Below are 13,844 nucleotides of genomic sequence, written 5' to 3' on the forward strand. Positions count from 1 at the left end.
AAAATTACGCATAATTTCTTTAGGAACCAATAGAAGAAAATTCGGAAGATGGGAAGCTACGGGTTAGTTTGTATCTCTTATTCCAGATGCTTAATGATGGCGATGATGTCCTCATCGGCAAGACCAGCCCTTTCGGCATCCTGAAAAGATTGATAAGCTACATTTCCCAGTGGTTCATCCATTCCTTCGGCTTTGGCAAGCCTGAGATCTTTTGACATATGACGCAAGGCAAAAGCCGCCTTAAAATTGTCCTGCAAAATTGCGTCGCTCTTCATTTTAATAAACGGACTGGCAAGAGCGCTGTTGGCTATAATCATAAACAGGTCTTCCTCGCATATGCCTTTCTGACCGGCAAACAAAGTTACTTCAGCCAGTCCCTGCGTAATGATGCCAAGCAGTGTGTTGACCGCCAATTTCGCCGTATTCCCTGCCCCACAGCCGCCCACATGCACCGAAAGGCGACCCAAGTGGTCAAACAACGGTTTCACCTTGTCAAACACATCCTTATCACCTCCGGCAATAATCACCAGGGTTCCATCTTCAGCAGGTTTCACGCTGCCCGACACCGGAGCATCCATATAATCGCACCCACGCGCAGAACACAAAGCCGACATCTCACGACTAATGGAAGGAGAGACGGTACTCATATTAATAATAATCTTACCATTTGCAGCTCCTTCGAGCAGACCTTCCTTCCCCGTAAAAAGCGCCCGGATGGCGGCATCGTCCGACACCATCACAAAGACCATATCCGTTGCATTGATCAACTCACGCGGAGAATCAACCACTAAGACATCCTGTTGCCTGAAATAATCCGTTTTGTCTTTCGAGCGATTGTAAACCGTTACGTCATAACCTGCTTTTATCAGGCGTTGGGACATAGGGTTTCCCATGTTTCCCAAACCAATCCATCCTATTTTCATATGTAAATTATTTTATTTTTTGTATAGTAAAACTTCTCCATCAACTGCTTATTCGCTGTCTATCGGTTCATTTTCCTTTCTGCAAATAACTGTAAACGGACAATACGTACAACGTGCGGGGTCATCCGTCTGACGGAAAGGAATATCCGGATTAAAGATTTCATCCAGCACCTGCGTCAGTGATGAAGCAAATTCTTCCTGTATCGTGGCAAAATCAGACACAATTTTCTGTTGACGATTTTCCTTACGTGTAATGTGTGTGACAAAATCTGATTTAAACAACGAGCTTAACAGTACAATTCCAGGTTCCACTACCGTTGCATCATTTTGTTGCAGCAGATAGGCCATGGCATAAAAAAAGACCTGAAATACCGCTTTCGACCGCTTTGAGACTGATTCTGTATGAAACAGCTTTTCAATCGAAGAGAATGTTGTTTGATCGCTCCCCGATTTATAATCCAAGATACGCAATACGCCTTCCTTTCGATCAATACGATCAATAAAACCTTTCAGGTTTACCTTCCTCTTCCCGTCGGATAAAGGCATGGAAACATGGAAAGCTTTCTCAGAGGCGACATATTCAAAAGGGGCATAAGCACGGTCGTGCCGGAGCAATTGCATGACATAATGACGAATCACCGTAGCCAGAATAAGATGCTGCCCTTCGGGGTGAACAATACCCGTATCTTTTTGCAGGTAAAGCCGGGTGTATTTCAAGGCGATCAATTCGTCAATGGCGCTGACGTTTTTCAATACTCCGTCAATGGCGGTAGCTGTCACCATTTGCCCGACAAAGGGTTTGTAGAGTTCCTGCATGGTTTCATGAAACAACAATCCAAAGGTGTTGGCCTCGATGGTTTCCTCCACTTCTTTTTCTTCGTTAAGTCCTTCGATGGTTGTAAAATAAAAATGCAACGGACACTCCAGATAAGTATTCAGCGAGCTTGCAGACAAAGCTTTTCCTTCGTGGGGCATTATGTATTTTGCCAGTTTTTCGGCAATGATGCCTTCTTTAGCCACTTCAATACGTGCGCTTTTACGTGGAGTCACGGAAAACGAGGCGACTGCTTCCCTGATCGGGAGACGGTAATGATAGCGCAACTGGTACAAATAACGGCTCACCTCACCCGACTGCATGCCATCCGAACGGGTATCGTAAAGCAAATGCACTGTCTTTGCCCGATGGAGCAGACGATAGAAATGATATGCAAATACGGCGTCCTGATGCTCACCGGTGGGCAGGCCAAAACCTCTCCGCAAATGATAAGGAATAAACGAAAGGGCAGATTGTTTTGTAGGGAAAACCCCCTCATTGAACGACAAAACAATGACATTGGCAAAATCGAGTGCACGTGTTTCCAGTAAACCCATAATCTGCAAGCCTGATAAAGGCTCGCCTTCAAACGGGAGGATCAATCCGTCCATCAATTGTTTCAATAACCGGCGGAAGGTTTCGGTGGTCATCTCCACAGCGAACTGATCGAACAATCCCTGCGCGCGATTCAGCATGCCATACAGGCTAAACAATAGTTCCTGCTCCATTTGCCGCTCCACAGGTTCATCTTCCGCAGGCTGCATCGCCTGCAATAGCAGTTTGACGACAGCAACCAAATAAGCCATAGTTTCTTTAGGCGTCCGGCAAAAGGTAAACATGGCGTCGAGCAATTCATTCTCCGCCAAATCCTGCTTATCAATGAACACCTTATTGTAACGTAAAATTTGTTGCGACAACTCATTCACCGTATCGTTCATCAGAAAAAGCAGATAGGGATGATGCAGAATTTGTTGCACGGAACGATAATAGAATAATGTATTGTCGCCATTAACCCTGGCATTGCGTTGCAACAAAAGCAACTGATCAATAAAGACAGCCGCAGAAGATATCGCCACAGGATAACCCATGGTGACATTCACGGTTGAAACACACTCCGGCAAAGAATTCACGACAGGCAGCAACAAATTTTCGTCAGGCAATAAAACAACCGTCTGCATCAGGGTATCGTCTGGTTGTTCCCCGTCCTGACAGGAGTAATTATCCCGAAGCAACCTGGAAACATACTTGGCCTGCCCCACAGCCGAAGGAATACCTGCCAGAGAAATTTTTCGTTCCTCCGGCTCATCACTTTCCAATGTGTACCTTGACGGAAATTCCAATAAGTTCTCCTGAATGAAATCACTACCCCTATTTACCCTATCTTTTAATTCCGGGATATCATAATCCCAATAAAAATCAGCTATCCCACGATACTTGAAGAAACGGAACAACGCCCGTTCTGCCGGAGTCAAAGCATTAAATCCAACAAAAACGATTTGTTTACCTTCAATATCAAGCGATTCATGATTTTTGATCCGTTCAGCGACGTCTCGGAAGATCATTCCCTGGTAACCTTCGTTTTGTTGCAGCAATTCGTTTCGCAAGGTTTCATAAAGCGGATAAAGCACTTCCCAGGTAGCACGGAAATCTTTTTGCTTTGAGCTTTCCTGCATGGGCTCAAATGTTGACCAGAATCGACGAATGGCTTCTATCTGGTTTTCATTGAGGTATCCAAAAAGCGTATCAATTTCCTTCAGCTCGGTTACATTGGTAAACAGTTGCTTTGCATCAACCAGATATTTATCCACATCATCAAAATCGTTGATCAGCATCTCTCCCCAGTAGACAAAATGATCGAATGATTCTGCTTTATCATTTATCTTACAATAAATTGAATACAAACGGAACAAAAGCCCTGTTTTGTCAGCTGTCTGAAGAGAAGAAAGGCGAGAAAATAATTCGTCGACCGTAATGGCTTCGGGAGCAAATACGGGTTTGTCCACCATTTTTTTCAGGTAATGCTGAAAGAAGACACCTGCACGCCGGTTGGGGAAAACGAAAATCACATCTGCCAGCTCAGCAGCATGATATTGGTAATAAACCGATGCAATTTTCTCCAGAAAAACCATGATAAAACCAAATTAGAACGGATAACCGATAGCAAAGAAAAGCGCTGATCTTTTGGAAAATCCCTTTAGAGCAGGTATCCATGCGCTATTTCCCCGGAAAGCAGGATTGTACAACTGATGCCCCAGATCCATACGCAGGACAAAATAGTTCAGATTAAAGCGAACCCCTAATCCATAGCTCATGGCTATCTGTTTATAGAAGGTAGAAAAATTGAAGACGCCGTTGGGTTGCGTACTGTAATTCCGAATGGTCCATATATTGCCCGCATCATAAAACAGAGCACCATCAAATTGCCAGAATAACTTGAAACGATATTCTATATTACCCTGCAATTTTATATCACCGGTATGGTTTACAAAGTCAATTACGCCACTCGAATAGGGGTACCCGCCAGGGCCCAGCGTGTAGGATGACCAACCTCTCACACCATCAGCTCCTCCGGCATAATAACGTTCTTCGAAAGGAACTACATCCGCATTCCCCAAAGGACAGACCAATCCTGCATTAAAATGATAAACCATTCGGTTGTCCGGACTCAGATACTGGTTGTAAGATATATCATAATCTCCTTTTATATACTGCGCAAACCGGATATGAAACAGACGATAGACTCCATCCGGATCAGGTGTTGCCTTGAAAAGATGTAACATTCCGTCCAGTAAATTTCCCGCTTCCGAGACATCCCACCTCCAATTAACATAGCTAAGATGAGCATTATTCATGCCTTGCTCAATGTGTTGCATCGAAAACCCCGTTTTCAGAATCATTTGATTCTCATAACTAAATCGCAAAGGAGAAGAATTACTCAAATAAGTTGCTCTGAAAGAAGAATCTATACGGGGTAAATAGATATAACTCAGATCAAGCAGGTCAAACGTGAAGGTGGTATTCCTGGATAAACTCCAGATATATTTCACACCGGCATTCGCCAGATTTCGCACAAATTCAGGTCGCACCTGATAATTGTATCCTAAAGAAAAAGTGGTAGAACCATGCAGACTCCTCTTAAAATCATGACTTAAAAAAGGGAATAGAAAAGTCGGATATTTCAGCGAAACATCACCGGCTAATTCAGTCGCATTGTATGAAAATATGTTTGATAAGCTTCCTAACGATTCATAAGATGCCCTAGCATGAAATTTCAAAAGCTCTGCTCCCCTGAATAAATTACGGTGCTGGTAAGAGAAGTCTTCGGCGACACCAAAGTTTCCGCCTGAATTAGTGCCTTCTATGTCGTTGGTAAAAGATTGTAACTTATCCGGAGTTATCTGCACATTGCAACTTAACATACTGTCAGATTGTTCTTTAAACTGGAGGTTAACATATTTCACTGGAGGTAAAGCATTGAGAGCAGCAAACGTGGAGCGGACATCCTTCTCGCTATAATATCCTCCCGGTGTCACAAACGTGTTAAAAACCAACGGCTTTATCCGCAGAAATGGAGTCCCATGATAAATCATTGTATAGCCTTCATAAGCAACTGTATCCTTTTGAGCCGATGAAGTATTTGTCCCTGGCATCGGTTGCATGGTTTCAAACGTGATACTTCCGATTTTCTTTCTGGAAAAGGTTTTTTGTAACAATGTATCATTGGCCAGCAAATCCCGCCGCAAACCCAACTCAACAATCGCTTTGTTTTTCCCCAATGTCGTATCTGCCCTATAATGAAATACTTCACGCGTGATATTATAAAAGCCATTATTGCGTAGATACGTAGAGAGATCTGTCCTTTCCTGATCCAGATCATTGACGTTAAAATTCATTCCCTTTTGTATGGAGTAATCGAAACCTCCTTTAGGCGGGACATGAATTGCTATGAGGGAATCAAGCTTAGGAGAGACATTAAAATCACTGATTATGTAGGGACTTCCAAGTGTTATTTTGTAGGTAACATTGATTTTTTTCTTTTTCTTTTTGGTGATGACGTCGACTATGGCATGCTGATATCCTTCATTTTGCAACTCTTTCTTCATCTCCTGGCGCGAAACCTCCATGGCGAGAGAATCATAAATCACCGGTTTTTCGCCAGCACGTCTCAGCCATCGGTTTATCCATTTCGTAGTATCCTTTCCGGAAAGATCGTAGACTCCCAATTGCAGGCGAAAAACACTGAATATACGTTGATTAGGTGTTTGCCTCAAAAAAGGAGCCAACGTTTCAGCAGTAACCTGCTTCGAATGCACCTTTATATGCTCCTGATTCAGCAAATAATCACCTTCAGGCACATATTTTGTGCTACTACAGGCAATCATCAGCATCGACAAAACACAAAAAATCAACTTCTGAACATTCTTCATTCTAGCCTTTTCTCTTTTTCAACCATTTACAAAAACCTGCTAATATTTTTTCACCAATGAAGCTCCTCTGAAATAGTGCAGTAAAATATCATTATATGTATACCCTTTTGCACCCATTACCGCAGCTCCGATTTGACAAAGGCCTACGCCGTGTCCCCATCCTGCCCCCGTCAGGACAAACCGTTGCGGAACTCCATCCACCCGATCAAAGGTATCAACCACAAACGCCGAACTGTAAAGATGCGATGTAGAAAGTGCCTTGCGTATTTCCAGCTCTTTACCAATAATCAACGTCTTTTTTGATCCGATAATCTTCAGGCGAATCAGCCGCCCGGAAGTTCCCCGTTCGACAGGAATCAACTCCAGAATAACCCCGAAATCAATGCCGGTACGCCGGGTAATTAATTGAGAAATCTCTTCCTGCGAATACAAAACCGTCCAACGGTAAAAATCTGTTGTTTCCTGATCGTAATTATTCAATACCTGATTCAAAATATCAGGATCATTTGTATTGCAAAATGCCGTTGGCGCACTTCTGATCCATTGTTCAGCATTGGCTTCAACTGTCAGATCTGTCATTTTATCTTCATCAGCGACATCACGCAATACCGTCAAATAGGGATGAGATACCGGTTCCCAGCAATTTTCAAATAACTCGGTAATGCCCCCGCATGATTTCGAAAAACGGGCATCGCAAATTTTCCCGTCATATTCCAGAATTTCGCCCCAAGTAGCTTCCACTGCCTGGGCAACCACCTTATTTTGACGCGTCATTCCCTGATAACGCTGGCAATGGTCATCTGCGCATACATCAAAAAGTGTATGATCTTCGCGGTCATACCACCGGATCAGGCTTTCTTCCGTTCGCACACAAGCGTCATAATGTACTGCTTGAGTTTGCATCTCTTTGGCTTTCTCTATTTGCGCCAAAAGCCAGCTACGGGAAATCACAGCATGTGCCTTAAGCAGTTCAAGCGAACTGGTAGCGCTCATCTCGGATGAAATGACACTGGTAAGATATGTTTCGACTCCAATCTGATTGATGGCAACTAACTTATCCCCATCTGTCACGATCTTCAACCCTCCCTTGAATTGTTGATCCTCTTTACGTTCCCAATGAAAATTGATGCCAATAATCACATTCTTAATCTCAAAAAATGAAGTAGAATCCGACACAGGAGCAAAGACCAGCTCATTGTAAAGAGCGCCTTCCCATTCAATCTTACCGTCCCGAAACGAAGCTCTGGATTTTCCATAAACTTTGTTCTCTGTGGATAAACACTCAAAATCGCCATGGAAGGCAAACTCTAATACAGGTTGTTCCAGAATTCCTACATTTACAATCGGCTCGGACATAGAAGTAAGTATAAATTTGAAAGGAACAAAGATAGCGATTTTTGGAAGGCTGAGAAACAGAGAAATGACAATATTTGTGTAACAGATCAACAATCACAGACATTAGCGCAACGAAATCTAAACAACAAACATAAAAGTGAAAGTGGATAAAATTTGGCAGCTATTATTTTTTGAACTACTTTTGTGCTCCAATTTTGCCTCTTTAGCTCAGCGGTAGAGCAGCTCACTCGTAATGAGCAGGTCGAGGGTTCAAATCCCTTGAGAGGCTCAAAAAAAAATCCAGGAATCATAAACATGTATTCCTGGATTTTTTTAATCAATTGTATCCTGCAAATTCACGATTTTGCCTTAGCTGGTAATGACAATTGGGCTGTAGCCGGTGAATAGGTCGAAGTCGATGATAATATAAACTTCAGCGTAGCTGTCGTGCTTGGTTTAGTCGGAACATATTGCAGGACGAGCTGCACCGAAGAAAAAGTTCCTGCTCCAAAATAAAGATATCCGTTAGCTAAATTAGTAGAATCGTTCGAAAGAATGATACTTCCTAAAGCTGAAATCCCTGGGAATGATATCTTGGATACGGCAGTATCATTCGTCACCTTTAGACTGGCTAACGGATTGTAATAGCCATAAAGAGCAAGCGGTAGCAAGAGCGTATCGCCTACGGTCAATGTATCCAGATTGGAAATAGCAACTCCGTTAAGCGTAGGATTACTAGCATATTGAATTTGAGGTGCTATATCATTCTGAGTGTTTGTTTGCATACACGAGTTGAGCATAACAATGCCTAAAATGGCAGCAGCAAATAGTAGTTTTTTCATTGAATGCGATTTAAAAATGAATACTTATAATAAAAAAAGTGCCAAAAAGATGAAGGAATAAATACACAAATGCTCATCCACAAAGATAGCCATTCTTCACTCAAAACCTGAATATTCCGAATAATCCGGTTATTATTTTGAATTATTTATATTGAACAAAAACTTGTTAGCTTTGTTTTAATCTGGTCAAGTTACTTTTTTCTGAACGTTGCCAATGCATTTAAAAAACCAGGATCGGGAATGCCAAAAAAGGCAAGACCGGACGATCCGCTGTCCATTACATTCCGAATCATTGTTCGAACATCGACTTCGTCTTGTAAGATATCTTCCACGTATATTGCGGTGATAACAGATGCAGGCTGAACTGCCAACACATTTTCCTGCGTAGTAACATAAACCCAATCTGTAGTTTGATTATAAAACTTATAATAAACCATTGGCAAGTAAAAATCCAGTTGCCAACTTTGCCAATCCTGCATCACAAGGTGTTTCGCAACTGATGGCGTAGGAAACGGAGACGCACATATTTTCAGCTGATTATCACGTACAATTTCAGCAATTCCCTTTACACATTCGGCCACCTGCTCCAACCGAAATGAGAGCCATTGTTCATCCAGGGAAGGATCAGGCAGCATACGCGGATCATATCCATGTAAAGTTCTGAACTTCTCAATAGCCACCGGGTGATATCCATAATCCCATTGCGGATATACCCTATCTTGCACAATGCCATACTTTGGCTGCAATTTCACAGGAAGAATCACATCCACATAGCGCGCAAAATCAAGGCTGACTCCTTTTATACCATCCAGTTGGCAAATATATTTCACCTGACGGTACAGTTCGTTTCGTACATCATCAATAGCGGGATTCAAAAATTTATAATGATCTACATAAGCCTTTTTCTCAGACAAAGAAAATCCTTCAGCATTCACATCAAGCCATTCCGGATGCTGCTTGGCAACTTCAGGTTGATTCATCACCCACCACCAAACATACAAATCGATGTTATATTTTTGAGCAACCGGAATAACTTTTTCTATGGCAGGGACAGAACCTTTAAACTGGATTCCCCGCACACCATGGGCTGCATAAAGTTTAAAAAGCCGGTCATAATTTTCATAGGGGGAATCTTCAATCCAAGTCCAGAAAAGAGGCATACCCTCTTCAGAATAGTATACGTGCTCATCAGTATGTTGACGTGGCATCTTTCAAGTAATAAAATTTGGAACTACAAAAGTATCGCTTTTTTACGAACAGCCACCATGAAAAATAATGTATCTTTGCACTCAAACCAAGAGAGCTGATGTATCGTGATAATGAATGACGCTATCAAAAATTAGCCCACCACAAAAATCAGTAAACAATATAATCCTTTAAATAGTATACATATGAATAACTTCGTTTTCAAAAATTCCACAAAGCTTATTTTTGGGAAAGGAACCATTTCATCATTAGCTGCCGAAATTCCTGCCGGAAGAAGAATCATGATGACCTACGGGGGTGGAAGTATCAAAAAAAATGGTGTTTACGATCAGGTAAAAGCCGCGCTCAGCCAGTTTAGCGTCATCGAATTCGGAGGTATCGAACCCAACCCAACTTATGAAACCTTAATGCAGGCAGTTGCTTTAGCAAAAGAACATCACATTGATTTCTTTCTGGCTGTCGGAGGAGGTTCTGTAATTGACGGTACAAAATTCATTGTCACCGCTATGCTATACAATGGCGATCCTTGGGAATTTATGCTCAACCCATCAAAAGCACAGCATGCAATGCCTTTTGCATCAGTGCTCACCTTGCCTGCAACCGGTTCGGAGATGAATAACGGCTCAGTCATTTCAAAAAAAGCAACTCAGGAAAAACTGGCTTTTGCTATTGCTGAAACATACCCGCAATTCTCCATCCTCGATCCTGAAGTAACCTTTTCTCTTCCCAAGCGTCAATTGGCCAATGGAGTAGTTGATGCTTATGTACATGTAATGGAACAATACCTCACCTACCCGTCCGAATCAATGATTCAGGACCGGTTTGCGGAAGGTATTCTATCAACATTGATCGAAATTGGAGAAAAAGTGGTTAATGACGAGCCGGATTATGACTTACGTGCCAATTTTATGCTAAGCGCCACTATGGCTCTCAACGGATTCATTTCCATGGGAGTTCCACAAGATTGGGCTACACATATGATTGGGCATGAATTGACCGCCCTGTTTGGTCTTGACCACGGAGTGACGTTAGCCATCATAGAACCTTCTTTGCTCCGTGCAACTAAAGAATATAAAAAAACCAAACTTTTACAATATGCAGATCGCGTCTGGAGTATCAAACATGGGACTGAAGAAGAACGCATTGAAGCTGCAATTGACAAAACAGAGGCATTTTACCGAAACCTTGGCATTAAGACCAAACTTCACGAATATAACATTGACAATAAATCTTTTGACACTATTGTTGACCGGTTTGCCAAAAGAGGATGGAAACTTGGAGAAAAACAACTGATTACGCCTGATGTGATCCGCGAGATACTCAATGGATGCCTGTAATTTGAATTGTGGATAACAAATGCGTAATGTTTTAATATCCTTTTTCTTGCTGTTGCTTGCTTCGCAGGCAACAGCCATTACTTTATCAGATTCTGCCCGTATTAGCCTCCTTACATGTGGTCCGGGAGAAGAATTATATTCCAAATTTGGTCATTCTGCTATTCGAATTTATGATCCTGTCAATCATATTGATGTAAGCTTTAACTACGGTTATTTTGATTATAACACTCCCGGATTTTATTATAAATTCGTCCGTGGAGAAACTGACTATCAGATTGGCGCTGTTGATACTCCCGATTTTATGCTGGAATACCGGATGTTGCATATCAACATGTGGGAACAGGTGTTAAATCTAAAGCAAACTGAGAAACAGGCTCTTTTCGATGCATTACTGGTCAATTATGAACCACAAAATCGCTATTACCGCTACAATTTTGCTTTCGACAATTGTGCCACCCGCCCCCGGGATATGATTGCCAGGTCGATTGATGGACAGTTAATTTTTGCTCCTTCCATAGACAAAGATCATGAAACATTCCAGCAAATGATTGATCAATACACTGCAGATGAGCCTGCTATTTCGTTCGGAATTCATTTGCTATTCGGAGCTCAGGCAGATCAGGTGGCGACCCTTCAACAAAGCTTTTTTCTGCCTGAACGATTAATGCAAGCCTATGCCACCGCAATGATTAAAAGGGACAGTATAGAAGTTCCATTGGTAATTGCAACTTCGCAACCCGTGAAAATTGTCGGACATCAACATAATCCACCCTTCGACTATATTCCCTGGATCTTTGGAATATTACTGCTTTTTGCTTTGTATCTTTCATCGATCGATAAACGCAGACAACGAATCTCATTTTGGTTTGATGCTATTTTGTTCGGTTTAACGGGAATAGTAGGCATCGTCCTGTTTTATATGAATTTCTTTTCCCTACATCCATTTGTCTCACATAACTGGAACCTCGTGTGGGCAAATCCACTTGATCTGATGTTTGTATTATTCCTGCCTTTCAAATCATTGCGAAGATTCGCTTTCTATTTACAATATCTATTTTTGGCGTGTGTAATTTTTATCTTTGGGGGACTGTTTTATTTACCACAAACGTTTCTGTTCAGTCAAATCCTATGGATTGGAACATTAGGACTTCGATCTGCAATGTACTTACGTTTGCGAAAAGAATATATCAGGCCAAAAATCAAATCCGCTTAATTTCGCGTTTTACTGTTGTATTTCAATTCAAACCATCAAATGACTAAGCTTTTTCTGCCTTTCGTAATTTTGTTGCAACTTATCGCTTTCCCCTTAACAGCCGCTAATCAACCCGATAAGCCCCGTCTAGTTGTCTTCATTGTGATAGACGGTCTCCAGTCAGAACACGTCATGACCATCTGGAACGACCTGAATAAAGGAGGATTCAAACGGTTGTATACACAAGGAGCTGTTTGCAATCATGCTTATTATCCGATTTTATCTACCGGAATGGCAGCCGATTATGCCTCTTTGGTAACAGGATCAACACCTTTTTATCACGGCATCGTAGGAAATACCTTTTATAACAAAGCGACCAACGACACCCAACCCTGCCTGGAAGACAACAATTATAATGGCATCGGAACAAGTGACGCACTCTCGCTACAGCCGCTACTAGCATCAACATGTACTGATGAATTGAAGATGAATACCGGAGGAAAATCAAAAGTATTTGCCATTGGAATTCACTCGGCAGAGACCATGATGCTCGCCGGTCATGCCGGTGATGGCGCTGTCTGGATTAATAATACAACACCAAATTTAGCTACCAGCAATTATTTTGTTGCAGGATTGCCCCATTGGGCTGATCAGGCTAATATGGATCACTGGGTTGAAGACGGAATTAAAACAGAATGGCAACCGTTATACAACATCTCTACCTATTTTTTCCCAGCTAAACATCCGAATTCAACTCATGGATTTGATTATACGAATAACAGTTCCTCCATGACTGAAAATATTGCTAACTATAAAGAATCTCCCTTTGTAAATACGTTAGTTACTAATTTAGCACTTAAAGCGATGACAGAAGAACATCTGGGACAAGACGACTATCCTGATTTTTTGGGGCTTGAATATACCGTACAAGTGGCAGGAGACCCCTCTCATGAACTGGCTTCAGCGGAAAAAGAGGATATGTACCTCCGCTTAGACAATAATCTGGCTGATTTAATTAATCAAATAGACAGTTATGTAGGAGTAAATCATACTGTAATCATATTGACCGGAACTCAGGGCGAACCGCATCAACAACAAACGCTACAAAATTACAACATCCCATCAGGACAGTTTGTCCCAGTAAGATCTATGGCACTTCTTAATCTTTATCTGATGGCTATCTATGGACAGCACCAGTGGGTGTTAGGTTGTCATGACAAAAACATATATCTCGATCATGCCGCTATTGAACAAAAAAGAATTTCATTGAACGAGATAGAACAACGTTGTGCCAATTTCATGCTCGACTTACAAGGCATACAAACGGCACTGACAGCGACACAAATTATGGCTGCCAATAGTAACGGAAACGACGAAGCGTCCCGCATGAAAAATTCTTTCAATAAACATCGTTCCGGAGATGTTGTATTCACACTCATGCCAGGATGGGTCGAAGCTGACAATCAGGGACATATTCTACCCATTGACAATGATAAATCATCCTATACGCCCTTGTTATTTTTTGGAGATGGCATATTGCCTCAAACTATAAATAGTCAATCAATTACTGATTTGGCACCAACCCTTAGCTGGCTCTTGCAGACTCAAGCACCGAATGCCAACATCGGTCTTCCCATTATGCTAAAACGCAAAGATGAACCTTCTGAAAGCTGGAACCATAGTAAATAGTTCTAACATAGAAAATAGTCCAAAGGGTGATTTTCCCAGCTCAAAAGCTTGTGTGGTAAAATAAATTTTTTTATCTACC

General features: G+C 41.8%; 9 protein-coding genes and 1 tRNA gene. 4 read left to right on the forward strand and 6 right to left on the reverse strand.

Translation table 11 applies throughout. The features are described 5' to 3' along the window. Window positions 1-77: 77 nt before the first annotated feature. The 4 genes from FHX64_RS08155 to FHX64_RS08170 are packed head-to-tail and all read right to left on the reverse strand — an operon-like array spanning window position 78 to window position 7,520. The gene (locus tag FHX64_RS08155; protein WP_183413286.1) at window positions 78-923 is read right to left on the reverse strand and encodes an NAD(P)-dependent oxidoreductase; all 846 of its coding nucleotides are present in this window, start codon (window positions 921-923) and stop codon (window positions 78-80) included. A gap of 48 nt (window positions 924-971) precedes the next feature. Continuing rightward, a complete protein-coding gene (locus FHX64_RS08160; protein WP_183413287.1) occupies window positions 972-3,866 on the reverse strand; it encodes a PD-(D/E)XK nuclease family protein in 2,895 nt (964 codons plus the stop codon). A gap of 12 nt (window positions 3,867-3,878) precedes the next feature. Next, on the reverse strand, window positions 3,879-6,164 hold the full coding sequence (gene tamL / locus FHX64_RS08165; protein WP_183413288.1) for a translocation and assembly module lipoprotein TamL: 2,286 nt from the start codon (window positions 6,162-6,164) through the stop codon (window positions 3,879-3,881). 39 nt (window positions 6,165-6,203) lie between these two features. Further along, complete coding sequence (locus FHX64_RS08170; protein WP_183413289.1) at window positions 6,204-7,520, reverse strand: SpoIID/LytB domain-containing protein; 1,317 nt, start codon at window positions 7,518-7,520, stop codon at window positions 6,204-6,206. Window positions 7,521-7,716: 196 nt separating this feature from the next. Between FHX64_RS08170 and FHX64_RS08175 the strand changes: the two genes are divergently transcribed. Next, window positions 7,717-7,788: transfer RNA gene (locus tag FHX64_RS08175), tRNA-Thr, on the forward strand. A 67-nt stretch (window positions 7,789-7,855) separates the two neighbouring features. Here FHX64_RS08175 and FHX64_RS08180 read toward each other — a convergent pair. Both FHX64_RS08180 and FHX64_RS08185 read right to left on the reverse strand, forming a co-directional pair. After that, complete coding sequence (locus FHX64_RS08180; protein ID WP_183413290.1) at window positions 7,856-8,341, reverse strand: YajG family lipoprotein; 486 nt, start codon at window positions 8,339-8,341, stop codon at window positions 7,856-7,858. Between the two features lie 191 nt (window positions 8,342-8,532). After that, complete coding sequence (locus FHX64_RS08185; RefSeq protein WP_183413291.1) at window positions 8,533-9,549, reverse strand: glycoside hydrolase family protein; 1,017 nt, start codon at window positions 9,547-9,549, stop codon at window positions 8,533-8,535. 183 nt (window positions 9,550-9,732) lie between these two features. On the opposite strand from FHX64_RS08185, the gene FHX64_RS08190 reads away from it, so the two are divergent. Genes FHX64_RS08190 through FHX64_RS08200 form a run of 3 tightly spaced genes read left to right on the forward strand, consistent with a single transcriptional unit; the run spans window position 9,733 to window position 13,765 of the window. After that, a complete protein-coding gene (locus tag FHX64_RS08190; protein ID WP_183413292.1) occupies window positions 9,733-10,884 on the forward strand; it encodes an iron-containing alcohol dehydrogenase in 1,152 nt (383 codons plus the stop codon). Between the two features lie 19 nt (window positions 10,885-10,903). Then, window positions 10,904-12,097 carry an Lnb N-terminal periplasmic domain-containing protein gene (locus FHX64_RS08195; protein ID WP_183413293.1) on the forward strand — a complete coding sequence of 398 codons (1,194 nt, stop codon included), beginning with the start codon at window positions 10,904-10,906 and terminating at the stop codon, window positions 12,095-12,097. Between the two features lie 39 nt (window positions 12,098-12,136). Beyond that, window positions 12,137-13,765 carry an alkaline phosphatase family protein gene (locus FHX64_RS08200; protein ID WP_183413294.1) on the forward strand — a complete coding sequence of 543 codons (1,629 nt, stop codon included), beginning with the start codon at window positions 12,137-12,139 and terminating at the stop codon, window positions 13,763-13,765. Window positions 13,766-13,844 lie beyond the last annotated feature (79 nt).

The organism is Microbacter margulisiae (assembly GCF_014192515.1).
GTDB lineage: Bacteria > Bacteroidota > Bacteroidia > Bacteroidales > Paludibacteraceae > Microbacter > Microbacter margulisiae.